The following is a 22,610-nucleotide window of genomic DNA, read 5'->3' on the forward strand; positions in this document are numbered from 1 at the left end:
CGGGTGTCGCGCGCGGCTGCGGCATCCACTCGGCTTAGGCTCGGTGGGTCATGATCCGGTTCGAGAACGTCACGAAGCGCTATCGCGGCACCACGAAACCCGCTCTCAACGATGTCGACTTCGAGGTGCAGCGCGGCGAGTTCGTGTTCCTCGTGGGGGCGTCGGGCTCGGGGAAGTCGTCGTGCCTCAGGCTCATCCTGCGCGAGGACGGCCCCAGCGAGGGCCGCGTCGTCGTGCTCGGCCGCGACCTGCGCACCCTGTCCAACCGCAAGGTGCCCTACTTCCGCCGCCACATCGGGTCGGTGTTCCAGGACTTCCGGCTGCTGCCGAACAAGACCGTCTTCCAGAACGTCGCCTTCACCCTGCAGGTGATCGGGTCGTCTCGGGCGTTCATCCAGCAGGCCGTGCCCGAGGTGCTCGCCCTCGTCGGCCTCGAGGGCAAGCAGAAGCGGCTGCCGCACGAGCTCTCCGGCGGTGAGCAGCAGCGCGTCGCCATCGCCCGTGCGCTGGTGAACCGGCCGCAGATCCTGCTGGCCGACGAGCCCACCGGAAACCTCGACCCCGCCACCTCCGTCGACATCATGCAGCTGCTGGCACGCATCAACGCCGGTGGCACGACGGTGGTCATGGCCACCCACGAGGCCGGATTCGTCGATCAGATGCAGCGACGTGTCATCGAGCTGCGGGGTGGTGTCATGGTGCGCGACGAGCGGCACGGCGGCTACGGCGACATCTCCGACATCCCCACGCTGCAGCCCGCTCAGGAGAAGGGCGCGGCGGCCGTCGCCGCCCTCACCGCGGTGCTGGAGCTGCAGCGCGAGATCATCGGCACCGCGGGCGGGGAGGCCACGCCGTTCACCGGCACGACGGACCGCGCTCGCGCGGCCGCGCGGGGTGACGTTGCCGCATCGGCCCAGCCCGCCGCTGCCGCCGCCGCAGGCGTCACGCCCGTGACGCCCGCCACGTCCACGACCCCCGTCACGCCCACGGTTCCCGCGGGCGATCAGACGCCCACGCAGACCTCCGACCGCCGGGTGCGGCAGCCGCGGGCGACCGAGGCGCGCGAAGCCACGCAGGAGTCGGCGCCGACCGCCTCCGTCGCCCTCGCGACGCCGGCCGAGACGGCCGCGGCATCCGCCGACTCTCCGGCATCCGACGCGGGGGCCGCGCCGGTCGAGCCGCCGACCCGCACGAACCCCGTCACGATCGAGCTGCCTCCTGTGGAGCTCGACGAACTCGGCCTCGCCGACCGGCTGGGCTTGGGTGGACGCACCGCAGACGACGAAGTGGGACCGACCTCGTGAGAATGGGCCTCATCCTGGGCGAGGCGCTGTCCGGCCTGCGCCGCAACGTGTCGATGGTCATCTCCGTCGTGCTGGTGACCTTCGTCTCGCTGACCTTCGTCGGCGCCGCGATGCTCATCCAGATGCAGATCGGCAAGATGCAGGACTACTGGGTGGACCGTGCCCAGGTCGCCGTGTATATGTGCACCGGCAACTCCCTCGCCCCCACGTGCGTCGAGGGCGTGGCCGGCGAGGAGCAGGTCGCGCAGGTGCAGGAGAAGCTCGACAGCCCGGCGCTGAGCCCTCTCATCCGCGACGTGCGGTTCGAGACGCAGGACGAGGCGTACCAGAACGTCATCGACCTGCTGGGGGAGGACTACGCCAGCATCGTCACCGCCGATCAGCTCAACCAGACCTTCTGGATCAACCTGGTCGACCAGACCCAGTCCGAGGTCATGATCGAGGCCTTCGGCGGCATGGCCGGCGTGGAAGAGGTCGCCGACCAGCTGCAGTACCTCGACCCGCTGTTCTCAGCGCTCACCGTTGCGACGTACCTGGCCGTCGGCATCGCCGCGCTCATGCTGGTCGCCGCGGTGCTGCTGATCGCGACGACGATCCGGCTGTCGGCCTACGCGCGGCGCAGAGAGCTCGGCATCATGCGCCTGGTGGGTGCGTCGAACCGGTTCATCCAGACGCCGTTCATCCTCGAGGGCGTCTTTGCGGCGTTCATCGGATCCCTGCTGGCCTGTGCCACGATCATTGCCGGGGTGCAGTTCGGCGTGAACGATTACCTGCGCGGCCGGGTCGAGTTCGTGACCACCTGGGTGAACCTCGGGGATGCCGCCGTCGTGCTGCCCATCGTGATCCTGATCGGCGTCGTGCTCGCCGCGGGATCGGCGGGCTTCGCCATCCGTCGCTGGCTGCGCACCTAGCCTCCACGGACGGGCCCGTTCTCGAACCCGCTATGCTGGTGGGCTGTCGCGCGCCCGTCGCGGCTGACCAAGAGGAGTGATCATGCCCAGGGAACGCGGGGAGAAGGTCGTCGCGACCAATCGTCGCGCGCGCCACGACTACGCCATCGAGAAGACGTACGAGGCGGGCCTCGTGCTCACCGGTACCGAGGTGAAGTCGCTGCGGCAGGGTCGCGCCAATCTCACCGACGGGTATGCGTACATCGACGGGGGAGAGGCTTTCCTCGACTCCGTGCACATCCCGGAGTACTCGCAGGGCCACTGGACCAACCACGCGTCCAAGCGCACCCGCAAGCTGCTGCTGCACAAGGACGAGATCGTGAAGATCTCCCATGCCGTCTCGGCGGGTGGCTACACGCTGGTGCCGTTGCGTCTGTACTTCTCCGACGGCCGCGCCAAGGTGGAGATCGCGGTCGCGAAGGGCAAGCGCGAGTACGAGAAGCGCCAGACGATCCGCGAGCGCGAGGACAAGCGCGAGGCCGAGCGGGCCATGCGCTCGCGCAACCGTCTGGGCGACTGACCGAGAGCGGCCGGGTGTGCGGCGCGCCGGTCAGTGCGCGCTGAAGCGTGCCTCGACGGCTGCGCTCACGACGATGTCCTCGGGCTGCAGGCGCAGAGCCGGGCCGGCGCTCTCGTCGACGGCGAACGACGCGCGCATCATCCGCGGTGAGTCGGCGTGGTCGGGCGTGACGAGCAGGCCGACATCGGCGACCTCCAGCGGCGTGACGGTGCCGCGCCCCAGCGCTGCGGCGTAGGCCGTCGCGCGGTCCACGGCCACACCGACTGCTTCGGATGCCACGTCGCGCTCGACCGCCCCCCGCGTCGCCGGCGTCAGCTGCCAGTCGACACCGGCGATCTGCACGCCGTCGCGCTCCGCGGTGTCGGTCACCCAGGTCGACAGCAGTGCGGCGTCGTCGAAGGTCACCGACAGCTCGACGCTGGCGTGGTGGACCGGCGCGAGACGCTGCCCGTCGTTCCAGGGTCGCTCCGTCCACACCGTCACACGGCCGCTGGACCACTCCACGATGCGGCCCTCCGCACGTCCGGCGTCGAGGGCGGCGGTGAGCGGCTCGGTCAAGGCGGTCACGCGACCGACGACCTCCGACCGGTCGGGGCCCTCGGTGGTCACGTTGAGGCTGACCACGCCGTGCTCGGGGGCCACCCGGCGCTCGTGCTCGCCGCGGACGGAGATGATGACGTCGCTCATGCACAGACTCTACGCGGACGCCTCGCACGCGGTTCCCGGGCGCCGCGGAATGGTGTGGGGGTGGCATCCGTTATAGTCTGAGATGCTCGGGTGCTTCGGCATCCGATTGGCAACTCCACAGCGTGACAGCGGTTCCTTCGAAAGAGGGATTCACGGGGATGATCGGTTTCGACATCGCCTGAGTCTCTGCGAGAAGCGGGCCGAGGATGCAGGGTTATCTCGTTAACGATCTCTGCAAAACCAATAAGTGCCGAATCCAAGCGCACTGACTTCGCCCTCGCTGCGTAAGCGAGCCCGATAGTCCGTCAGACCGTGTGTGATCCCGACACGGACCCTGGCGTCATCTAGGGATCTTGCTGTGTGACGGCGTCTGGACGTCACGCGGGACTTTTTCCAGACTGGGCTCGTCGACTTAGGTGTCTGTGACAAAGGTCGGAGCCGAGCAGAACGTCTCTACAGACTGCGCCCGGAGAAAACGCAGTATCCCAGCGATGGACGGGGGTTCGATTCCCCCCATCTCCACCAGACCGTTGTCACGGAAGAGGCTCAGAGCCCGCGGAACCCCGCGGGCTCTGAGCCTCTTTTCTTTTGGTAGGGGGTGGCCTCCGCCGCTCACGGTCACACTCTTTGGGCACCGGCCCGTCGCCTAGCATGGGACGATGAGCAATCCGGGTGCGGTCGAAGACGTCTCGATCGGCGGGGAATCCATCCGCCTCGGCCAGTTCCTCAAGTTCGCGAGCGTCCTCGACAGCGGCGGCGACGTGAAGGAAGCCATCATCGACGGCTACGTCACGGTGAACGGCGAGGTCGACCGCCGCCGCGGACGGCAGCTGCAGATCGGCGACGTCGTCGGCTTCGAAGAGCGTCGCGTCCGCGTCGCGCGGTAGAAGGCCGTCGTACCCTTCGCGCTCAGGTCGCGATGTTGGTGATGAGGCTGATGGTGGTCGCCAGCACCACCACGCCCCAGAGAAAGGACAGGAGGGCGTGCCGCAGCGCCTCGCGGCGCATCTCGTGGCTCGTCAGATCGGTGTCGGACACCTGGTAGGTCATGCCCAGCGTGAAGGCGAGGTAGGCGAAGTCCCGATAGCACGGCGGCTCGCTCTGGTTGAAGTCGATGCCGGTGCCGCCGGCGAGATAGTACGTGGCGGCGTAGCGCAGCATGAAGAGGATGTGGATCAGGAACCACGAGGCGGTGACCGTCATCAAGCCGGCTGCGATGAGGAAGATCGTCTCCGCGCCGCCGGCGCGGCCGCTCTCGGCCAGCAGCACGCCGATCACTCCGAAGCTCGCGATGCTGGCGAGGATCAGCAGGGTGTGGCCCGTTCGCCGCGTCGGATCCTCTCGGGTCGCATGGGCGGCGGTGGCTTCGGCATCCATCCCCCTGACAGCGATCCACGACCAGACCGCGTAGGTCCCGGCTGCGACCGTCCACCCCACGGCGGGCGCGATGAGCGGGGCTCCGAGGAGCCAGGTGAGGGCCGTCACGACCGCCAGCAGCGTGAAGGTCGCCGCGACGCGGGCGCCGGCGCGATGCCAGGGGCCGCGGCCGTCGGATGCCGCATCCACCACCGTCACTCCTCTCGCCTGCCAGGACCTTAGCCCTCAGCAGGGGGAGCGGACAGGGGCGGGAACGCGCCGTGACCCGTGCCGACGCGTCAGTCCTGCGCGGGCCGCCCCGGCATGTGGAGGTCGGCAGGGTCGACCTCGACCTCGCCGGCGTCATCGGGCCCGCCGGTACCGGGGGCCACGACCACCTGGTCGGCGTCGATCTCGTCGTCGATGGTGTCGGGGAGGGGGTCCTCCTGCTTGCGCTGCGTCTCGGTCTCACTCGCAGGGCTGTAGGACATGTCCTTGCGGACGGCGTCGGGCTCGGACAGGCCGGTGTTCTCAGAAGTCATGAGGCCACTGTGCACTCGCAGGCGACAGCCTGCAGAGGGACTTGACACGCCCCGACGGTCGGGTGCGCACGCACGGCTCCGCCGCGCGGGGGAGGAGTATCGCGGTGATCCCCTCGCTGGCGCAACCCTCGGTCGGCCTCGACCGTCGCTGACAGAGTGGAGGGATGACTTCTCCCCATCCCGAGGGGCAGGCGCCGACCATCGGTGCGCCCACGCCTCCGCCTCACCAGACCCGTCCCGCTGATCCCGCCCCGACCCCGGGCGGGCGTCCGCTCAACGTCCTGGGGCTCGCCGCGCTCATCGCCGCCGTCGTGGGAACGGTGCTCGCCTGCATCCCCGGCATCATGTTCGTCGGCTGGATCCTGCTGCCGATCGCCTTCGTCGCGGGAATCGTCTCGCTGTTCCGCAGGGGGCAGGGCAAAGCGCTCGGCATCGCCGCGCTCATCACCTCGGCGGTGGGCACCATCATCGGCTTCATCGCCTTCTTCATCATGGTCGGCTTCGCCGTCACCCAGGCATCCGAGGAGCCGGAGACTGCGCGCACCGGGGATGTCGTCGCGGTGGCGGAGACCTCCCGCGACGAGCCGCTGCCGTGGGGGACGACCGTCGCCTTCGCGGAGTGGGACATCGCCGTCAACAGCGTCACGGCGGGACAGACCGATGCGGTGCTCGCCGAGAACGCCGTCAACGCGCCGCCGGCCGAGGGGTATGAGTACGTCCTCGCCAACCTCACCGTCACCTACACGGGCGACGCCGACGAGGGCGAGTACCCCTCGTTCGTCGTCACCGACTATCTCCCGGCCGGCGGGGAACCCACCGACGTGGCCACTGTGACCGTGCCGGACGGACTGGGCACGGCGGGGCCCCTGGTCGGCGGCGAGACCCGCACGGGCAACGTCGCGCTCCTCGCCCCGGTCGACGCGTCCGAGGGCGATCTGATCGCGGTCAAGCCCGGCATCGCGGGCGACGCGGCATATTTCCCCGCTGGCTGAGCGCCGGCAGCAGGAAACCCCCGGGGTCCTCCCGGGGGTTTCCTTGTGTCCTGCGGACGATCAGGCCTGCTCGTCTTCCTCCGGTTCGAAGGTCGACGCCTCGTCCGTGACCCCAGCTGCGACGCCATCGGGGTTGGCGGGGATGGTGCCGTCCTGGCCGAGCCCGCCGGGCTTGGTCGTGCCCTCGCCGTCCGTGTTCTGGTCGGCCGAAGCGTTGCTGTCCATGTGTGTCTCCCTCCGTCGGAGATGCCAACCTACGCCCCGCTGGGCTCCGACGTCACCGGATTGACAAGCGCGTGGCGGCGATGACGGGGGAAGCCGGAGGTGCGCCGATCAGGCCTGCGGTCGCTCCACGAGCACGAGACTCTGCTTGGTGTCGGCGAGGGTGACCCAGCCGTCGCCGAAGAGGTAGGTCATCCCGTACCCGTCCTCGTCGCGGGTGAGAGCCATCTGCGGGTTCTCAGTGATGTACACGCCCTCGTCGCCGCTCTCGCGCAGCCAGCCGGCCGCGGTGAGATCCCGCTGCGCTGCCTTCGCGTCCGAGCCCTCGAGGGGAGCCCATCCGAAGACCTGCAGGGGTCCGCCGGGGACGGCGAAATCGGCCCACGAGCACTGGATGCCGTCTTCGACGACCATCGACCCGATGCGGAACGGCTCCTCGCGGTGCGTCCAGCCGACGCTCTCGAACCCTGCGATCGTCGCGGCGGAGACGATCTCGGTGCAGGTCGGGGTCGGCGGGGCCGCCTGGGGGGTGTCGTCGGGCTCCGGCTCCGCCGACGGCACGATCGTCTCCCCGGCTCCGACCGTGGGGGCGGGGGTGGAGGTCGTCTCGGGCTCGGCGGCGGCCCCGCTGCACCCGGTGAGGGCGAGCGCGGTGGCGAGCAGGAGCGGGGCGGCGGTGAAGAGCAGGCGCGGCGAAGGCATCGGGGGTTCCGTCGGTCGTGGTGTCAGGGGGTGGTGGGGGGGTGCAGCAGGCGCAGGAAGTCGTCGTGCAGGACGCCGTTCGTCGCGAGCGACGAGCGCTCGGCGATCGACTCGGTACCGTCGAATGCGGTGAACCGTCCGCCGGCCTCGGTGACGATCGGCACCAGCGCGGCGATGTCGTACTCCTTGACGTCGAACTCGGCGACGAACTCCAGGCGGCCCTCTGCCAACAGCATGTACGGCCAGGCATCCCCGTAGCCGCGGTCGCGCCAGACCGCCCGCGAGAGGCGCAGCAGGGCGTCGAGGTGGCCGGCGTCATCCCACTGCGAGATGCTCTGGAAGCTGGCGCTGGCGCGATCGATGCGGTCGACCGGTGAGACCGACAGGCGGCGGGCCGCGCCGTCGGGGGAGTCGGTCCAGGCGCCGAGGCCGGTCGCGGCCCACCAGCGCCGGCCGATCGCCGGCTGGCTGGCCACGCCGACGCGCGGCACACCGTCCACCGCGAGCGCGATGAGGGTCGTCCACATCGGGATGCCCTTGAGGTAGTTCGCCGTGCCGTCGATCGGATCGATGATCCACTGGCGGGCGGCATCCCCGCTGGTGCCGTACTCCTCGCCGAACACGCCGTCGGCGGGGCGCTCGAGCTCGAGGAGCGAGCGGATCGCGCGCTCGGTGGCGAGATCGGCCTCGGTCACGTGCGTCGCGTCGGCCTTCGTCTGCACGTCGAGGTCGGGGGAGTCGAAGCGCGCCATCGAGACGGCATCGGCGGCGTCGGCCAGCCGCAGGGCGAGAGCCAGGTCCTCCGCGAGGTCGCCGTCGAACGGCGTCGACCATGGCGAGGTCGGGGAGGCGGGAGGCACGACCACAACGATACCGGGGCGGAGAGGGCCCGATTGGCGAAGTGCGGTGTCGGGATGGTAACGTTGCTCCTCGGTTCGCCCCGTGCGAATCTGCACCTCTAGCTCAATCGGCAGAGCAACTGACTCTTAATCAGTGGGTTCTGGGTTCGAGTCCCAGGGGGTGCACGGCAGCCCCGCACACTCTCGCCAGTGTGCGGGGCTTCTTCTTTTCTCTGCCGCAGTCAATCCCGCGTTTTCACCGCGTTTTGACCCATCCCTTTGGCGCGATCCGCGAACGTTGCACGGTTCCGAAACGTCTGGCGCGAGGGCGTCCTGCTGGATGTCGTGTCTGCGCGTGGCCGGGTTCTACTGACGATGGCGGCTGTTGAAGTCACGCAGCGCGTCCATGACGGCGTCCATGACAGCGTCCATCGAGCCTTGCGGCCGCCACCCTCCATCAAGCGCGATTGCTGAGACGGTGCCGGGGATCTGACGGCCGACCGAGACACCGACCGGGATGTTACGAAACCGGTTGAAATCGATGATCGCCGCCTCATCGTCTATTCGGATCGCGCGATCATCGATCCAAACTCGGACGCCGTTCATCCAGAACTGACCCCGAGTCACCGTCACGCGCGACGGAGCATCAAACTCCAGCTCGATGGACACCCTCCGCGGCCGGTCACGGAGGATGAGCCGGTTCGCGATTCGCTCGACGTCGAATGCCTTGGTCGTGTGCGTCAGCTCGTTATCGACGATTGTGATCAGGGGTACGTTCTGCTCATCCCGTAGGTCTGCACAGAGCATGTAGCGGTCATCCACATAGTGAAACCCGATGATCGGTTGAGCATCGACAGAGAACGCGACAAAATCACGACGCTCAGCGATGAACTCGCAGGAACCCATCGAGATCGTGGCGACCGCGCCGCTGAAATCGAGCGGATCGGGATTCGTCACGTCGCGGTGCTGGTTGTAGGGGTCAGCATTGTGGGCCGAGACAGTTGCGTCCGTCAGAAGGCGATTCGTCACCTTCTTGTGATGCTTGTCGCACAACAGAGTCAGGTTCTCTTCCTTATGTGCAGGGTCAACCGCATACGGGATCATGTGGTGGTACTGGTACGGGTAGTCGCCACAGATGACACAACCGAAACCGCAGCGTTGACGGACTTGGCGCTTGATCGGGGCCGGGATGTTCCGACCTGGGTCGCTCGACATGCGCATAGCTTGACATCAGGGGAAATCACGCCGCAACGAAATTGCACTGACCGGCTCACGCGCCTCGGACCGATCAACGACAGCGGGGATCTACGACGCCTCAGCGAACCGTTGCAGGGTCTCGGAGACGTCCGGCGCGATGGCTTTGTGCTGGATGTAGTGCTCCCCGTCATGACGGGCGAACTGTGTCCGAGAACCTTCGCGGAATCGCTCGCCCGTGCTCGCGGTCCAGGATCGTCGCGACTGTCTTGCGGAAGTCGTGCGGGCTGAGGTCGTCGGAGTACCCCATATCGGCTTTGAACTCGCGCCAGATGCGCCGCCAGCTATTCGGGGAACGAAGCCCTCCCGTCTCGCTCGGAAACGCGTACGGACTCGGGGTGCTCTCGACCGACGACGCAGGAGCATATCGACGGTGAACCGGGGGAGGGTCACCACAAGCCCTTGCCGCACTTACGCGCCGCCTGCCGTTTCAGACCCTCGCCGGTCACCTGAACAACGGTCCCGCTGATCGCGGCGGTAGGACGGTCGGCGCAGCCGAATCCGGGCGCGACGCTACGCTTCGGCGGCGGCGCGGGAGCTGTTCCGGCGCTCCATCGCCTTGCCCAGGACGCGCAGCGCCACGATCCCGGCCACGACCACGCCGATCGCCCCGAACCGCACCGCCAGGGATGCCGGCGTGCCGGGGTCCGGCCACAGCCCGAGCGCGCCGCGCGCGAACGCGGGGAGCGAGGAGAGGTCGACAAAGGCCGTGATCAGGCTTCCCGCCGCGGCGACCCATGCGATGACGACGACGATCACGATCGTGACTCTGAGGGCTTTCATGATGCAGGTCCTTTCCGTCTCGGGGTGCATCGCCTCGGGCGACGGCATCCGCTGCAGACAGCAGACACCCTGTGGTGGGAACACACGCAAGTCCGGCGGGTGATCGCCGCCCGGTGGTTCCGACCCTTGACTTCGCCCTGCCCGGTCCCTAGATTCGCAATACCTGAATCACATCTCAGGTTTGCATCCTCTCAATGGTGAAAGGCACGCACATGCGCGTTACGAAGAAGTTGCTCCTGGGCTCCGTGGTCGCCGCGGCCGCCCTCGTCCTCTCGGCGTGCGCGCCCTCGCCGGATGCCGCCGGCGGCGCGGCCGAACCCGGCGCCGAAGGACCCGCGGAGGTCACCGTCGGCGTCATCACCAGCGAGACCGGACCGCTCGCCGGGTACGGCAAGCAGTACCTCGAGGGATTCCGCGCCGGACTCGACTACGCCACCGACGGCACCAACGAGGTCGACGGCACGGCGCTCGTGATCGAGTACCGCGACGACGCCGGCGACCCCGACACCGCCGTCACCATCGCCAAGGAGCTCATCGGCGAAGGCGTGAACATCCTCGCCGGCAGCGCATCGTCGGGTGTCGCGCTCGCACTGGCCGAGCAGGCCGCGCAGAACCAGGTGCTGTTCCTCTCCGGCCCCGCCGCCGCCGACGCGGTGACGGGCATCAACGAGTACACGTTCCGCACCGGCCGGCAGAGCGCGCAGGACGTCGCCACCGCCGGCACCTTCCTCGACGACATCGAGGGCAAGAAGATCACCGTCTTCGCGCAGAACAACGCCTTCGGTCAGGGCAACGAGGCCGCCGTCTCGGCGATCCTCGGCGCCCAGGGGGCCGAGGTCGACAGCGTGCTCGTCGCCGAGGACGTCACCGAGTTCACGCCGTTCGCCCAGCAGGTGATCGCCGGCAGCCCCGACCTCGTGTTCGTCGCGTGGGCAGGGGCCACCTCCGGCGCGATGTGGCAGGCGATGAGCCAGCAGGGCGTGCTCGACGCGATCCCGGTCGTCACCGGTCTCGGTGATGCGGCGACGTTCGGCGCCTACGGCGAGGCATCCGAGAAGATCAGCTTCCTCAACCACTACTTCGCCGGCGGGCCCGACAACGAGGTCAACGCCGCGATGATCGAGCGGGTCGAAGCCGATGGCGGCACGCCGGACCTCTTCACCCCCGACGGCTTCACCGCCGCGCTCATGCTGGTGCAGGCGGTGCGGGAGGGAGCCGGGGACGTCGACGCGATGATCGCCGCCCTCGAGGGCTATTCGTTCGACGGCCCGAAGGGCCCGACGACGGTGCGCGCCTCCGACCACGCCCTGCTGCAGGAGATGTACCAGGTGAAGCTCGTCGCCGCCGACGGGGCGCTGGTTCCCGAACTCGTCGACACCGCTCCCGCCGACGCGGTCGCCCCCGCCGAAGCCGGCTGAGCGGACGCAGGCATGAGCATCCCCGTCCCGTCCGCGCCCCGCACCGACGCCGCTCCCGCCGCGCTGAGCATCGAAGGCCTCGGCCTGCAGATCGGCGGCGCGACCATCCTCCACGACGTCGACCTCGAGATCCCGCCCGGACGTCTCGTCGGCGTGATCGGGCCCAACGGCGCCGGGAAGACCACGCTGTTCAACGCGGTCTCCGGCATCGTCAAGCCCACGGCCGGTCGCATCCTGATGGACGGCGCGGACATCACGTCGCTGTCGGTGCCCGCCCGGGCGCGGGCGGGGCTGGGACGCACCTTCCAGACGTCCAGCCTGTTCCCGCGCCTGAGTGTGCTGGAGAACGTGCGCCTCGCCGCGCAGGTCGGCGAGGGCGGCGACTACTCGTTGCTGCGCTTCCCCCGGCGAACGGATGCCGCGACCGAGCGGGCCGTGGCGATGCTGGAGGAGGTGGGGCTCGGGCACCGTCTCGACACCCCGGCAGGGGACATGGGGCACGGGGACAAGCGCAAGCTCGAGATCGCGGTGCTGCTGGCGACCGACGCGCGGCTGGTGCTGCTGGACGAGCCGATGGCCGGGGTCGCGTCGGGGGACGTGGCGGGGCTCGTGGAGAACATCCGCCGGATGCACCGCGAAAAGAACTGCACCGTGCTGATGGTCGAGCATCACATCGACGTGCTGATGGGACTGGTGGACCTCGTGGCCGTGCTGTACTTCGGCACCATCATCGCATTGGACACCCCGGAGCGCATCATGGCGAACCCCACCGTGCAGAGCGCCTACCTCGGGACGGGGACGGCCGCATGAGCGCCGAGCCGATCCTCGAGGTGACCGACCTGTCGGCCACCATCGCCGGGCAGCAGGTCGTGGAATCCGTGACCTTCCAGGTGCCGTCCACCGGCATCACCGCGGTGCTCGGCCGCAACGGCGTCGGCAAGACCTCGACGCTGCGGGCGGTGCTCGGCCTCATCCACCGGCGCGGGACCGTGGTGCTTGCGGGGGAGCGCATCGACTCCCTGCCGACGCACCGCATCGTGCAGCGCGGCGTCGGGTACGTCCCGGAAGACCGTGAGGTGTTCGCGGGCCTCACCGTCGCCGAGAACCTGGCCCTCGCGGAACGGCAGCGCAACCCGCGCCGCGAGTTCGTCGACGCGCTCTTCCCCGACCTCGTGCAGCGGCGCGACCAGCGCGCCGGCACCCTCTCGGGCGGGCAGCAGCAGATGGTCTCCGTCGCCCGGGCACTGCTCAACGACAACCGGCTGCTGCTGGTGGACGAACCCACCAAGGGCCTGGCCCCGATGATCGTCGCTCAGGTGACAGAGGCCCTGCGGGAGGCGTCGAAGGTGGTGCCCATCCTGCTCGTGGAGCAGAACCTCGAGGTGGTGCGCGCGCTGGCCGGCGACGCCGTCGTCATCGCCGGCGGACGCGTCGTGCACACCGGCAGCGCCCGCGGCATCCTCGACGACCCCGCCCTCACCACCCGGCTCCTCGGCGTCAGTGCGGAGGCCCACGCATGAGCACCCTCGTCCTCACCCTCATCACCGGCGTCGGTCTCGGGGCGCTGTACTTCCTCGTCGCCAGCGGACTGAGCCTGATCTACGGCCTCATGCATGTGCTGAACTTCGCCCACGGCGCGTTCCTCACCTTGAGCGCGTTCGTCGGCTGGCAGGTGGCGCAGGCGCTGGGCACGCAGTCATGGGGCGGGTTCCTCGCCTCGCTGCTGGTCGGCGCCGGCGTCGGGGCGCTGTTCGCCACCCTCACCGAGCTCGTTCTCATCCGCCCGCTCTACGAACGGCACATCGAACAGGTGCTCGTCACGGTCGGGCTCTCCTTCGCCGCCGTGGCCCTGTTCGAGGGGATCTGGGGGACGGATGCCATCAACATCTCCGGCCCGCCGTGGCTGGCGGCGACCACCCCGGTGCTGGGGGCGAGCATTCCCAACAAATACTGGGTGCTGATCATCGCGGCCGTCCTCGTGCTGCTGGCCCTCGTGCTGTTCCTGCGCAGGTCCCGCTACGGCATGATCATCCGCGCCGGCGTCGAGAACCGCGCGATGGTGACGGCGCTCGGCATCGACGTGCGCCGCTCGTTCACCGTCGTGTTCGCGATCGGCGGGGCGGCGGCGGGCATCGGCGGCGTGCTGGCCATGCACGCGCAGACGTTCGTGTCGGCCCACCTCGGTTCGACGCTGCTCATCTTCGCCTTCATCGTGACCGTCGTGGGAGGCCTCGGGTCGCTGACCGGCGCCGCGATCGCCTCCGTCGTGGTGGCGGTGCTGCAGCAGGTGGCCAACACCTATCTGCAGGGCACGGGCGATTTCATCGTCGTGATCCTCCTCGCGGTCGTGCTGCTGGTGCGACCCTCGGGGCTCCTCGGAAAGCGGGCATGACATGACCACCACCACCGGCATCCCCACCCTGGTCCGCGGGCGCGCAGGACGGATGCTGCCGCCCGCCCTGGGCGGCGCCCTCGTCGTGCTGCTGGCGGTGCTGCCGCTGCTGAACCTCTCGATCCCCGGCATCCTGCCCGGCGCCACCTACACCCCCGGCAGCCTCGCGCTGATGTCGCTGTGCATGGTGTTCGCCGCGCTGGCGCTGTCGTACAACCTGCTGCTGGGGACCGCCGGCATGCTGTCGTTCGGCCATGCCCTGTCGTTCGGTGCCGGGGCCTACGGGCTCGGCATCCTGCTGAAGGCGGCCGCGCTGCCGCTGGTCGCGGCCGTGCCGCTGGCTCTCATCGGCGGGCTCGTGGTGGCGCTCATCACCGGCTCGGTGGCGATGCGGGTCTCCGGCATCCCCTTCGCGATGGTCACCCTCGCCTTCGCGCAGGCGGGTTCGGTGCTGGTGCGTCGCAATCAGCAGGTCACCGGCGGCGAGGAGGGCCTGGGGCTGGCCACCGCGCAGGTGCCGGACTGGCTGGTCGGGGTGGTCAACACCCGCAACCTGTACTGGCTGACGCTGGCCGTCGTGGTGGTGGTGTACCTGATCGTGCTGTGGGTCGACCGCTCGCGGCTGGGACACCTCGCCGAGGCGACGCGCGAGAACGAGCTGCGGGTGCAGGTGCTGGGGCTGTCTCCCTACCGTGCGAAGTTGCTCGTGTTCGTCGTCGCCGCCCTGTGCGCCGGGCTCGCCGGCATGGCCTACCTGCTGCTGCAGTCCGGGACGCAGCCCGCGTCGGTGTCGGCGGATCTCACGATCACCGTGCTGGTGATGGTCGTGCTCGGTGGCGTCGGATTCCGCTGGGGTGCCATCGTGGGAGGCGTGCTGTACACCCTGCTCGACCAGCGCCTGACGGTGCTGGCCCGCTCCGACGCGATCGACGCGCTTCCGGACATCCTGCGCGTGCCGCTGTCGGAGCCGATGTTCCTGCTCGGGGTGCTGTTCATCCTCGTGGTGATGTTCCTCCCCGGCGGGATCGCCGGCACCGTCGATGCCGCCGTGCGCCGTCGTCGCGGCGAGCGCACCCGGGCGAGCCTGCACCGGCTCGACGACAGCGAGACGCTTGACGAGCCGACGCCGGTGCGGGTGTGAGCGCCGACGCACGGGGCGCCGACGGCCCGCACACCGTCGGCCGGTGGCTCACCGATCGCGCCGGTGCGTCACCCGCGCGCATCGCCATCGACGACCGGGGCGTGACGATCACCTACGGCGAGCTCGAACAGCGCGCTGCGGCTCTTGCGCAGCGGCTCGAGGGCGCGGGCTACCGGGCGGGGCAGCGCATCGCGACCATCTCGGGCAACTCCATCGACCACGTCGCGGCGTTCTTCGCCTGCGCCCGCAGCGGGCTGGCGTTCGTTCCGCTGTCGTGGCGACTCGCCCCGCGCGAGCTCGCGGAGCTGATCGACCGCGCCGCGCCTGCGCTCGTGCTCGTCGACGACGAGTACGCCGCTCTCGCGGACGACGCCTTCGGCCGGCTGACGAGGCGGCCGCCCGTGGCGGCGCTGGGCACGACAGGGGTGGAGGCCGCGGCACCGCCCCCGGCCGACGCGTCGGATGCCGCGCCCCGCCCGGTGCGTGACGACGACCCGCTGCTGGTCATCTTCACCTCCGGCAGCGAAGCGGCACCCAAGGGCGTGGTGCTCACCCATGCCAACTGCTTCTGGAACAACCTCGCGCTGTCGGGTGCCCTGCAGCTCACCGCCGACGACGTCGTGCTGGCGATCCTGCCGCAGTTCCATGTGGCCGCCTGGAACGTGCAGCCCCTGCTCGCCTGGTGGGTGGGCGCCACCGTCGTGCTGGAGCGCTCGTTCCAGCCGGGCCGCGTGCTGCAGCTCATCGCCGAGCGAGGGGTCACCGCGATGATGGGCGTGCCGACGCAGTACCGGCAGCTCGCCGACGACCCCCGCTTCGGGCCGGAGGGCCTCGGCAGCCTGCGCCTCGCCCTCGTCGGCGGCGCGACGATGTCGCCCGACACGGCGGACCGGTGGGCGGATACCGGTGTGACCCTCACCCAGGGATACGGACTGACCGAGGCGGCGCCGAACGTGCTGTGCCTTCCCGCCGGGCAGGCTGCCGCGCACTCCGGCGCCGTCGGCCGCCCCTACCCGCACGTCGAGGTCATGCTCGCCGACCCGGAGACCGGGCTGGAACTGCAGGGCGCCGCCACGGGCGAGCTGTGGGTGCGTGGCCCGAGCGTCTTCGCCGGGTACCTCGACGACCCCGCCGCGACGGACCGTGCCCGCGCCGGCGCGTGGCTGCGCACCGGCGACATCGCCGCACGCGACGCCGACGGGGTCTACCGCATCGTCGACAGGCTGAAGGACATCTTCATCTCGGGCGGCGAGAACGTCGCGCCCGCAGAGGTGGAGCGGGCGCTGGGCGGGCACCCGGCCGTCGCCGAGGTCGCGGTGGTCGGAGCGCCCGACCCGGTCTGGGGCGAGCGCGGCGTCGCGTTCGTCGTGCGCGCGCCCGGTGCCCTCCTCGGCGCGGATGAGCTGCTGGCGCACGCGCGCCGCGAGCTGGCCGCCTACAAGGTGCCCGCCCGCGTGGCGTTCGTCGACGCGCTGCCGCGCAGCACGATCGACAAACTCGCCCGCACCCAGCTGCGTGCCCAGGCGGCGGCTCTGGTGGCGGCACCCGCCGCCACGGCATCCGTCTGCGCGTCTGCACCGACACCGATCCCCACCCTCGAAGGAGACCCCGCATGAGCACCATCGAGGCGTTCGAGCCGCCGGATGCGGCACTGTCCACGAGCGGCCGCCCCTTGACCAAGCGGGGAGAGGCCACCCGGCGCCGGCTGCTCGAAGCGGCGGAGGCCGTCTTCGCCGCGTCCGGCTACCACGAGGCGTCGATCGTGAAGATCACCGAGCACGCCGGCATCGGCCTCGGCACCTTCTATCTCTACTTCGACAGCAAGCAGCAGATCTTCGAGGAGCTGGTCGTCGACCTCAACCGCCGCGTCCGTCACGCGATGGCCGAGGCGATGGCCACGACGTCGTCGCGCGTCGAGGCCGAGCGTGCGGGCTTCGAGGGGTTCTTCCGGTTCACGGCGGCGCATCCGGCGCTGTACCGCATCGTGCGCGAGGCGGAGTTCGTCTCGCCCGAGATGCTGCGGCTGCACTACACGCGCATCGTCGACGGGTACGAGGCGGGCCTGCGGGCGGCCCAGGGTCAGGGGGAGGTCGATCCCGGGCTCGACCCCGAGGTCACGGCGTGGGCGCTCATGGGCGCCGGCGAGCTCATCGGCATGCGGTACCTGCTGTGGGAGCGGGGTGCCACGGGCGCGCCGCCCGCCGAGATCCCGACCGCGGTGGTCGATCACATGATGCGATTCGTGCGCAACGCGCTCGCCGTCCGCGAGGGGAATGGCGATGACTGACCGCGATCTGATGGGCCGTCGCGCGCTCGTGACCGGCGGCGGCAGCGGCATCGGGCTGGCCTGCGTGCAGGAGTTCGCCGCGCGCGGTGCCCACGTCATCGTCGCCGACCGCGACGCCGATGCGGCTGCCGCGGCCGCCGACGCCGCCGGGGGAGAGGCCTGGGTGGTGGACCTCGCCGTCACCGCCGCGCAGGAGGACCTCTCCCTCGACGTCGACATCCTCGTCAACAACGCCGGCATCCAGCGGGTCGCGCCCATCGAGGAGTTCGAGCAGGAGACGTTCCGCCTCATCCAGCGCCTCATGGTCGAGTCGCCCTTTCTGCTCATCCGCGCCGCGCTGCCGGGGATGTACGCCCGGGGATGGGGGCGCATCGTCAACGTCTCCAGCGCCCACGGGCTGCGGGCGAGCCCGTTCAAATCCGCGTACGTCACCGCGAAGCATGCCCTCGAGGGGCTGTCGAAGGTCACCGCCCTCGAGGGGGGACCGCACGGGGTCACGAGCAACTGCATCAACCCGGCGTACGTGCGCACGCCGCTCGTGGAGCGCCAGATCGCCGATCAGGCGCGCGTGCACGGCATCCCGGAGGCCGAGGTCGTGGAGAAGGTGATGCTCACCGAGATCGCCGTGAAGCGCCTGGTCGAAGCGGACGAGGTCGCCTCGCTCGCCGGATGGCTCGTGTCGGACAAAGCCGGCATGGTCACCGGAGCGTCGTACACGATCGACGGCGGATGGACGGCGCGATGAGCCGCGATTACCGCACCCTCGACGTGCCGGTGCCCGGGGGAGCCCTGCGCGTGGGGGTGTGGGAGGCGGACGCGCCCGACGCCCCGACCGCACTGCTGATCCACGGGGTGACCTCGTCGCACCGGGCATGGCCGTGGCTGGCCGAGCAGCTGCCGGGTGTGCGCCTGATCGCCCCGGACCTGCGGGGTCGTGGCCGCAGCAACGGGGTGACCGGTGCGGGCGGCCTCGCCGCGCACGCCGACGACATGGCCGCCGTGCTCGACGCCGCCGGGGTGCAGCGCACCCTCGTCGTCGGCCATTCGATGGGCGCGTTCGTCGCCGTGGCCCTCGCGCACCGGCATCCGGAGCGCGTCTCCTCGCTGCTGCTCGTCGACGGCGGACTGCCGTTGGACGTTCCGGCGGGACTCGATGCCGACACGGTCGTCTCCCACATCCTGGGATCGACGGCGGAGCGGCTGAACCTGCGCTTCGCCGACGAGGCGGCCTACGTGGACTTCTGGCGCGACCACCCCGCCTTCCGCGAGGCGTGGTCCGCCGAGCTGGAGGACTACTTCGCCTACGACCTGTCACCCGACGGCGACCGCCAGCGCCCGGCCACCAGCTACCGCACCATGGCCGACGACACCGTCGACATGAACAGCGGCCCGACCCTTCCCGCCGCGCTCGCCGCGCTGGCCCACACGACCGTGCTGCTGACGGTGCCGCGTGGCCTGCGCGACGAGGTGCCCGGGCTGTATCCGCCGCCCCACCTGCGTGCGGTGCTCGACCGGATGCCGCAGGTGCGCCATCACCGCATCGACGGGTTCAACCACTACACGATCGTGCTCTCGCGCGACGGCGCCGCCGCTGTCGCCGGGCACGTGAGGGAGGCTCTCGCGCCGGCCGGTTGAGCGCGGTCGGCGCGCGCGTCGTGACGGGGGCTCGGCCGTGGGGCCGGCCCCTACCCGCGCGCGGCGGCGATGCGGGAGGACAGCTGGTGCGCGTGCGCGAGCAGGGTGCGGCCGAGCGCCGGCAGGCGTTCGGGGGAGAATCGGAATTCCACGCCGGTGAGGCTCAGCGCCCACTCCGGCCGTCCGGCACGGTCGAACACCGCCGCGCCCAGTCCCCACGAGCCTTCGACGATGAGCCCCGGATTGACCGCGTAGCCGCGGTCGCGGGTGTCGGCTACGCGGGTGCGCAGCGCGGCCGGCGCATGCCGCGCGCCGAACCGGTCGGCGAGCTCGGGATGCCGCGCCAGGTACGCGTCCGCGTCGTCGTCGGGGAGGAAGGCGAGGATCGCCAGCCCCGCGGATGCCACGCCCAGCGGGAACCGCACTCCTTCGCTCAGCACGAAAGAGCGGATGGGGAAGGCACCGTCCTCGCGGACGAGGCACACCGTCTCATCGCCGCGACGCACCGACAGGAACGCGCTCTCCTCGGTCTTCACCGCGAGGGAACGCACGATGTCGCGTGCGAGGTCGGTGATGTCGTAGCGCGCGGCGGCCACCGAGCCCATCAGGAAGAGCTCGGGCCCCGGCATCCACCGCGAGGAGCTCTCGTCCTGGTCCACGAGGCCCTCGACGCGCAGCGCCGAGAGCAGACGGTGGGCGGTCGACCGTGAGAGTCCCGCATCGTGGGCGAGCTGGTGCAACGCGGCCCCACCTCCACCCGCCGCCGCCGTGACGAGGCGCAGCAGGCGCGCCGCGCGGGCGACGGTCTGGGCTCCAGGAACGGCAGAACGGGGCGGGGTGTCCACATAGTGGAACATAGACGCAGCGGCGCCCACATCACAAGAACCGGGTTGCCGCGCCACAGCGACGGCGCGCATGGTGGCAGGACACCCGGCTCACGAAGGAGTGCCCGTGATCGACAAGACCTTCCCCTCCGCGGCCGCCGCGGTCGCCGACATCCCCGACGGGGCGTCGCTGGCCGTCGGAGGTTTCGGTCTCTCGGGCAACCCGATCGCGCTCATCGAGGCGCTGCTCGCGCAGGGCACCACCGACCTCTCCGTCGTCTCCAACAACTGCGGGGTCGACGACTGGGGGCTCGGCGTGCTGCTGGGCGCCGGACGCATCCGCAAGATGACGTCGTCGTACGTGGGGGAGAACAAGGAGTTCGAGCGGCAGTTCCTCAGCGGTGAGCTGGAGCTCGAACTGACGCCGCAGGGCACGCTCGCCGAGAAGCTGCGCGCCGGTGGTGCCGGCATCGCCGCGTTCTACACGCAGACCGGCGTCGGCACCCAGGTGGCCGAGGGCGGACTGCCCCGCCGTTATGACGGCTCCGGCGGCATCGCCGTGGCGTCACCGGCGAAGGACGTGCGCACGTTCGACACCACCGGCCGGCCGTTGCCCTACGTGCTCGAAGAGGCGATCGTCACCGACTTCGCCCTCGTCCACGCGCTGCGCGGCGACACCCACGGCAACCTGGTGTTCAACAAGGCGGCGCGCAATTTCAACCCGCTCGCGGCGATGGCGGGCAGAGTCTGCATCGCGCAGGTCGAGCAGCTCGTGCAGCCGGGCGAGATCGACCCCGACGACGTGCACCTCCCCGGCGTGTACGTCCATCGGCTGGTCGAGGTCGGCGGCGACATCCCCAAACGCATCGAACGACGCACCGTGCGTGCAGAAGGGAAGTGACCCGTGGCGCTGACTCGCAATGAGATGGCCGCCCGCGCGGCCCGGGAGCTCACCGACGGCTCGTACGTCAACCTCGGCATCGGTCTTCCCACCCTGGTTCCCAATCACGTCCCGGACGGCGTGACGGTCGTGCTGCAGTCCGAGAACGGCATCCTCGGTGTCGGGCCGTATCCGACCGAGGAGCACGTCGACCCCGACCTCATCAACGCGGGCAAGGAGACCGTCACGGTGCTGCCGGGTGCGGCCTACTTCGACTCCGCGACGAGCTTCGGCATGATCCGCGGCGGCAAGATCGACGCCGCCATCCTGGGAGCGATGCAGGTCTCGGCCACCGGGGACCTCGCGAACTGGATGATCCCCGGAAAGATGGTGAAGGGCCCCGGCGGCGCGATGGACCTCGTCCACGGCGCGGCGCGGGTCATCGTGCTGATGGAGCATGTCGCCCGCGACGGCTCGCCCAAGATCGTCGACGCCTGCTCGCTGCCCCTCACCGGCCGCGGAGTCGTCGACCGCATCATCACCGACCTCGCCGTCATCGACGTCACGCCCGACGGGCTCGTGCTCGTCGAGACGGCCCCGGGCGTGACCGTCGCCGAGGTGCGGGCCGCCACCGAGCCGCCGCTGGCCGTCTCCGACACTCTTAGGGTGGAAGCATGAACCACGAAGACGTCGTCATCGTCGCCGCCGCCCGCACCCCGCAGGGACGCCTCAAGGGCCAGCTCGCCTCCTTCACCGCTCCCGAACTCGGCGCCCTCGCCATCCGCGGCGCCCTCGAGCGCGGCGGCATCCCCGCGGACGCCATCGACGCCGTCATCGTCGGGCAGGTGCTTCCCGCCGGGTCGGGACAGAACCCCGCACGTCAGGCGGCCGTCGCCGCGGGCATCGGCTGGGACGTGCCGGCATCCTCGGTCAACAAGGTGTGCCTCTCAGGCCTGTCGGCCGTGATCGACGCCAAGCGCATGATCCAGACCGGCGATGCGCGCGTCGTCGTGGCGGCCGGCATGGAGTCGATGACCCGCGCTCCGCACCTGCTCACGGGATCCCGCGACGGCTGGTCCTACGGGAGCGTCGAGGTGCTGGACCACATGGCGCACGACGGCCTCACCGACGCCTACGACCGCGAGAGCATGGGCGCGTCGACCGAGCGCCACAACGGCGGGCTCGGCATCACCCGGGAGACGCAGGATCACGTCGCGGCGCTCTCGCATCAGCGGGCCGCCGCGGCACAGGATGCCGGCGTCTTCGACGACGAGATCGTCCCCGTCGAGGTGCCGCAGCGCAAGGGCGACCCGCTGGTCGTCACCCGCGACGAGGGCGTGCGCCCCGACACGACGGTGGACACCCTCGCGCGCCTGCGGCCCGCGTTCGCCTCGGAGGGGACCATCACCGCCGGCAACGCCTCGCAGATCTCCGACGGCGCCTCGGCCGTGGTGCTCACCACCCGCAGCCACGCCGATGACCAGGGCTGGGACGTGCTGGCGGTCGTCGGTGCGGCCGGTCAGGTCGCCGGGCCCGACAACTCCCTGCACGCGCAGCCGGCGCGGGCGATGGAGCAGGCGCTGCGCAAGCAGGGGATGTCGGCAGGCGACCTCGACTTCGTCGAGATCAACGAGGCGTTCGGCGCCGTCGTCGCGCAGTCCCAGTCCGAACTCGGGATCGACGAGGACATCGTCAACATCCACGGCGGAGGCATCGCGATCGGCCACCCGATCGGGGCGAGCGGCAACCGTCTGGTGGTGCACGCCGTGCACGAGCTCGTGCGCCGGGGGAGCGGCACGGCCGGCGTGGCGCTCTGCGGTGGCGGCGGTCAGGGCGATGCGCTCATCCTGACGCGCTGATCGGGCGGCGCGGACGCGCCGAC

26 protein-coding genes, 1 tRNA gene and 1 other RNA gene are annotated in these 22,610 nt (G+C 70.4%); 19 read left to right on the forward strand and 9 right to left on the reverse strand.

What is annotated here, in order from left to right; all coding sequences use genetic code 11:
- Positions 1-50: 50 nt before the first annotated feature.
- From ftsE to smpB, 3 genes are all read left to right on the forward strand, one after another.
- Positions 51-1,304, forward strand: a complete 1,254-nt coding sequence (gene ftsE / locus NQ165_RS00615; RefSeq protein WP_257530274.1) for a cell division ATP-binding protein FtsE — start codon at positions 51-53, stop codon at positions 1,302-1,304.
- Positions 1,301-2,215 carry a permease-like cell division protein FtsX gene (ftsX, locus tag NQ165_RS00620; protein WP_257530276.1) on the forward strand — a complete coding sequence of 305 codons (915 nt, stop codon included), beginning with the start codon at positions 1,301-1,303 and terminating at the stop codon, positions 2,213-2,215. Before ftsE ends, ftsX begins: the two co-directional genes overlap by 4 nt.
- A gap of 82 nt (positions 2,216-2,297) precedes the next feature.
- A complete protein-coding gene (smpB, locus tag NQ165_RS00625; RefSeq protein ID WP_257530278.1) occupies positions 2,298-2,774 on the forward strand; it encodes an SsrA-binding protein SmpB in 477 nt (158 codons plus the stop codon).
- A gap of 30 nt (positions 2,775-2,804) precedes the next feature.
- Here the strand turns inward: smpB and NQ165_RS00630 are convergent, their stop codons facing one another.
- A complete protein-coding gene (locus NQ165_RS00630) occupies positions 2,805-3,461 on the reverse strand; it encodes an SIMPL domain-containing protein (RefSeq protein ID WP_257530280.1) in 657 nt (218 codons plus the stop codon).
- 154 nt (positions 3,462-3,615) lie between these two features.
- On the opposite strand from NQ165_RS00630, the gene ssrA reads away from it, so the two are divergent.
- Positions 3,616-3,986: a transfer-messenger RNA gene (gene ssrA / locus NQ165_RS00635) on the forward strand.
- 134 nt (positions 3,987-4,120) lie between these two features.
- Positions 4,121-4,348: an RNA-binding S4 domain-containing protein gene (locus NQ165_RS00640; RefSeq protein ID WP_257530282.1), complete on the forward strand. Its 228-nt coding sequence runs from the start codon at positions 4,121-4,123 to the stop codon at positions 4,346-4,348.
- 22 nt (positions 4,349-4,370) lie between these two features.
- Here the strand turns inward: NQ165_RS00640 and NQ165_RS00645 are convergent, their stop codons facing one another.
- Together NQ165_RS00645 and NQ165_RS00650 are read right to left on the reverse strand one after the other, a co-directional pair.
- A complete protein-coding gene (locus NQ165_RS00645) occupies positions 4,371-5,036 on the reverse strand; it encodes a DUF1345 domain-containing protein (protein ID WP_257530284.1) in 666 nt (221 codons plus the stop codon).
- A gap of 80 nt (positions 5,037-5,116) precedes the next feature.
- Positions 5,117-5,359 carry a hypothetical protein gene (locus NQ165_RS00650; RefSeq protein ID WP_257530286.1) on the reverse strand — a complete coding sequence of 81 codons (243 nt, stop codon included), beginning with the start codon at positions 5,357-5,359 and terminating at the stop codon, positions 5,117-5,119.
- Positions 5,360-5,523: 164 nt separating this feature from the next.
- Here NQ165_RS00650 and NQ165_RS00655 point away from each other — a divergent pair, with 164 nt between their 5' ends.
- The gene (locus NQ165_RS00655) at positions 5,524-6,351 is read left to right on the forward strand and encodes a hypothetical protein (protein WP_257530288.1); all 828 of its coding nucleotides are present in this window, start codon (positions 5,524-5,526) and stop codon (positions 6,349-6,351) included.
- Positions 6,352-6,411: 60 nt separating this feature from the next.
- Here NQ165_RS00655 and NQ165_RS00660 read toward each other — a convergent pair whose 3' ends face one another.
- The 3 genes from NQ165_RS00660 to NQ165_RS00670 form a co-directional block, all read right to left on the reverse strand.
- The gene (locus NQ165_RS00660) at positions 6,412-6,576 is read right to left on the reverse strand and encodes a hypothetical protein (protein WP_257530289.1); all 165 of its coding nucleotides are present in this window, start codon (positions 6,574-6,576) and stop codon (positions 6,412-6,414) included.
- 108 nt (positions 6,577-6,684) lie between these two features.
- Complete coding sequence (locus tag NQ165_RS00665; protein WP_257530291.1) at positions 6,685-7,275, reverse strand: hypothetical protein; 591 nt, start codon at positions 7,273-7,275, stop codon at positions 6,685-6,687.
- Between the two features lie 23 nt (positions 7,276-7,298).
- Positions 7,299-8,135, reverse strand: coding sequence for an inositol monophosphatase family protein (locus NQ165_RS00670; protein ID WP_374940919.1), 837 nt, complete (start codon positions 8,133-8,135; stop codon positions 7,299-7,301).
- A gap of 92 nt (positions 8,136-8,227) precedes the next feature.
- On the opposite strand from NQ165_RS00670, the gene NQ165_RS00675 reads away from it, so the two are divergent.
- Positions 8,228-8,300 (forward strand) — tRNA-Lys (locus NQ165_RS00675).
- A gap of 180 nt (positions 8,301-8,480) precedes the next feature.
- Here NQ165_RS00675 and NQ165_RS00680 read toward each other — a convergent pair.
- Both NQ165_RS00680 and NQ165_RS00685 read right to left on the reverse strand, forming a co-directional pair.
- The gene (locus tag NQ165_RS00680) at positions 8,481-9,329 is read right to left on the reverse strand and encodes an HNH endonuclease (RefSeq protein ID WP_257530295.1); all 849 of its coding nucleotides are present in this window, start codon (positions 9,327-9,329) and stop codon (positions 8,481-8,483) included.
- Positions 9,330-9,881: 552 nt separating this feature from the next.
- The gene (locus NQ165_RS00685) at positions 9,882-10,151 is read right to left on the reverse strand and encodes a hypothetical protein (protein ID WP_257530297.1); all 270 of its coding nucleotides are present in this window, start codon (positions 10,149-10,151) and stop codon (positions 9,882-9,884) included.
- A 212-nt stretch (positions 10,152-10,363) separates the two neighbouring features.
- On the opposite strand from NQ165_RS00685, the gene NQ165_RS00690 reads away from it, so the two are divergent.
- From NQ165_RS00690 to NQ165_RS00730, 9 genes are read left to right on the forward strand one after another with little or no spacing between them, the layout of a single operon-like run.
- Positions 10,364-11,569, forward strand: coding sequence for a substrate-binding domain-containing protein (locus NQ165_RS00690; RefSeq protein ID WP_257530514.1), 1,206 nt, complete (start codon positions 10,364-10,366; stop codon positions 11,567-11,569).
- A 12-nt stretch (positions 11,570-11,581) separates the two neighbouring features.
- A complete protein-coding gene (locus NQ165_RS00695; protein ID WP_257530299.1) occupies positions 11,582-12,379 on the forward strand; it encodes an ABC transporter ATP-binding protein in 798 nt (265 codons plus the stop codon).
- Positions 12,376-13,089 carry an ABC transporter ATP-binding protein gene (locus NQ165_RS00700; protein ID WP_257530301.1) on the forward strand — a complete coding sequence of 238 codons (714 nt, stop codon included), beginning with the start codon at positions 12,376-12,378 and terminating at the stop codon, positions 13,087-13,089. Before NQ165_RS00695 ends, NQ165_RS00700 begins: the two co-directional genes overlap by 4 nt.
- Entirely contained in the window at positions 13,086-13,961 is an 876-nt protein-coding gene (locus tag NQ165_RS00705; protein ID WP_257530303.1) for a branched-chain amino acid ABC transporter permease, read from the forward strand. The genes NQ165_RS00700 and NQ165_RS00705 overlap by 4 nt, the downstream gene beginning before the upstream one ends.
- Position 13,962: 1 nt before the next feature.
- Complete coding sequence (locus NQ165_RS00710) at positions 13,963-15,102, forward strand: branched-chain amino acid ABC transporter permease (RefSeq protein WP_257530305.1); 1,140 nt, start codon at positions 13,963-13,965, stop codon at positions 15,100-15,102.
- Positions 15,099-16,718, forward strand: a complete 1,620-nt coding sequence (locus tag NQ165_RS00715; protein WP_257530308.1) for a class I adenylate-forming enzyme family protein — start codon at positions 15,099-15,101, stop codon at positions 16,716-16,718. Before NQ165_RS00710 ends, NQ165_RS00715 begins: the two co-directional genes overlap by 4 nt.
- Complete coding sequence (locus NQ165_RS00720; protein WP_257530310.1) at positions 16,715-17,389, forward strand: TetR/AcrR family transcriptional regulator; 675 nt, start codon at positions 16,715-16,717, stop codon at positions 17,387-17,389. Before NQ165_RS00715 ends, NQ165_RS00720 begins: the two co-directional genes overlap by 4 nt.
- A complete protein-coding gene (locus NQ165_RS00725) occupies positions 17,382-18,134 on the forward strand; it encodes a 3-hydroxybutyrate dehydrogenase (protein WP_257530312.1) in 753 nt (250 codons plus the stop codon). Before NQ165_RS00720 ends, NQ165_RS00725 begins: the two co-directional genes overlap by 8 nt.
- A complete protein-coding gene (locus tag NQ165_RS00730) occupies positions 18,131-19,024 on the forward strand; it encodes an alpha/beta fold hydrolase (RefSeq protein ID WP_257530314.1) in 894 nt (297 codons plus the stop codon). Before NQ165_RS00725 ends, NQ165_RS00730 begins: the two co-directional genes overlap by 4 nt.
- A gap of 50 nt (positions 19,025-19,074) precedes the next feature.
- Here the strand turns inward: NQ165_RS00730 and NQ165_RS00735 are convergent, their stop codons facing one another.
- Positions 19,075-19,869: an IclR family transcriptional regulator gene (locus tag NQ165_RS00735; RefSeq protein WP_374679376.1), complete on the reverse strand. Its 795-nt coding sequence runs from the start codon at positions 19,867-19,869 to the stop codon at positions 19,075-19,077.
- 106 nt (positions 19,870-19,975) lie between these two features.
- Here NQ165_RS00735 and NQ165_RS00740 point away from each other — a divergent pair, with 106 nt between their 5' ends.
- The 3 genes from NQ165_RS00740 to NQ165_RS00750 are packed head-to-tail and all read left to right on the forward strand — an operon-like array spanning position 19,976 to position 22,587.
- Positions 19,976-20,749, forward strand: coding sequence for a CoA transferase subunit A (locus tag NQ165_RS00740; protein WP_257530317.1), 774 nt, complete (start codon positions 19,976-19,978; stop codon positions 20,747-20,749).
- Positions 20,750-20,752: 3 nt separating this feature from the next.
- On the forward strand, positions 20,753-21,406 hold the full coding sequence (locus NQ165_RS00745; protein WP_257530319.1) for a CoA transferase subunit B: 654 nt from the start codon (positions 20,753-20,755) through the stop codon (positions 21,404-21,406).
- Positions 21,403-22,587: an acetyl-CoA C-acetyltransferase gene (locus tag NQ165_RS00750; RefSeq protein WP_257530321.1), complete on the forward strand. Its 1,185-nt coding sequence runs from the start codon at positions 21,403-21,405 to the stop codon at positions 22,585-22,587. The genes NQ165_RS00745 and NQ165_RS00750 overlap by 4 nt, the downstream gene beginning before the upstream one ends.
- Positions 22,588-22,610: the final 23 nt, after the last annotated feature.

Origin of the sequence: Microbacterium sp. zg.Y1084 (genome assembly GCF_024623595.1) — a bacterium.
Lineage (GTDB): Bacteria > Actinomycetota > Actinomycetes > Actinomycetales > Microbacteriaceae > Microbacterium > Microbacterium wangruii.

Excerpts from the sequence above, each read along its gene's own strand:
- ftsE (WP_257530274.1), top strand. The coding sequence starts at position 51 with ATGATCCGGTTCGAGAACGTCACGAAGCGCTATCGCGGCACCACGAAA.
- smpB (WP_257530278.1), top strand. The coding sequence starts at position 2,298 with ATGCCCAGGGAACGCGGGGAGAAGGTCGTCGCGACCAATCGTCGCGCG.
- NQ165_RS00630 (WP_257530280.1), bottom strand. The coding sequence starts at position 3,461 with ATGAGCGACGTCATCATCTCCGTCCGCGGCGAGCACGAGCGCCGGGTG.
- NQ165_RS00640 (WP_257530282.1), top strand. The coding sequence starts at position 4,121 with ATGAGCAATCCGGGTGCGGTCGAAGACGTCTCGATCGGCGGGGAATCC.
- NQ165_RS00650 (WP_257530286.1), bottom strand. The coding sequence starts at position 5,359 with ATGACTTCTGAGAACACCGGCCTGTCCGAGCCCGACGCCGTCCGCAAG.
- NQ165_RS00655 (WP_257530288.1), top strand. The coding sequence starts at position 5,524 with ATGACTTCTCCCCATCCCGAGGGGCAGGCGCCGACCATCGGTGCGCCC.
- NQ165_RS00660 (WP_257530289.1), bottom strand. The coding sequence starts at position 6,576 with ATGGACAGCAACGCTTCGGCCGACCAGAACACGGACGGCGAGGGCACG.
- NQ165_RS00665 (WP_257530291.1), bottom strand. The coding sequence starts at position 7,275 with ATGCCTTCGCCGCGCCTGCTCTTCACCGCCGCCCCGCTCCTGCTCGCC.
- NQ165_RS00680 (WP_257530295.1), bottom strand. The coding sequence starts at position 9,329 with ATGTCGAGCGACCCAGGTCGGAACATCCCGGCCCCGATCAAGCGCCAA.
- NQ165_RS00685 (WP_257530297.1), bottom strand. The coding sequence starts at position 10,151 with ATGAAAGCCCTCAGAGTCACGATCGTGATCGTCGTCGTCATCGCATGG.
- NQ165_RS00690 (WP_257530514.1), top strand. The coding sequence starts at position 10,364 with ATGCGCGTTACGAAGAAGTTGCTCCTGGGCTCCGTGGTCGCCGCGGCC.
- NQ165_RS00695 (WP_257530299.1), top strand. The coding sequence starts at position 11,582 with ATGAGCATCCCCGTCCCGTCCGCGCCCCGCACCGACGCCGCTCCCGCC.
- NQ165_RS00700 (WP_257530301.1), top strand. The coding sequence starts at position 12,376 with ATGAGCGCCGAGCCGATCCTCGAGGTGACCGACCTGTCGGCCACCATC.
- NQ165_RS00705 (WP_257530303.1), top strand. The coding sequence starts at position 13,086 with ATGAGCACCCTCGTCCTCACCCTCATCACCGGCGTCGGTCTCGGGGCG.
- NQ165_RS00710 (WP_257530305.1), top strand. The coding sequence starts at position 13,963 with ATGACCACCACCACCGGCATCCCCACCCTGGTCCGCGGGCGCGCAGGA.
- NQ165_RS00720 (WP_257530310.1), top strand. The coding sequence starts at position 16,715 with ATGAGCACCATCGAGGCGTTCGAGCCGCCGGATGCGGCACTGTCCACG.
- NQ165_RS00725 (WP_257530312.1), top strand. The coding sequence starts at position 17,382 with ATGACTGACCGCGATCTGATGGGCCGTCGCGCGCTCGTGACCGGCGGC.
- NQ165_RS00730 (WP_257530314.1), top strand. The coding sequence starts at position 18,131 with ATGAGCCGCGATTACCGCACCCTCGACGTGCCGGTGCCCGGGGGAGCC.
- NQ165_RS00750 (WP_257530321.1), top strand. The coding sequence starts at position 21,403 with ATGAACCACGAAGACGTCGTCATCGTCGCCGCCGCCCGCACCCCGCAG.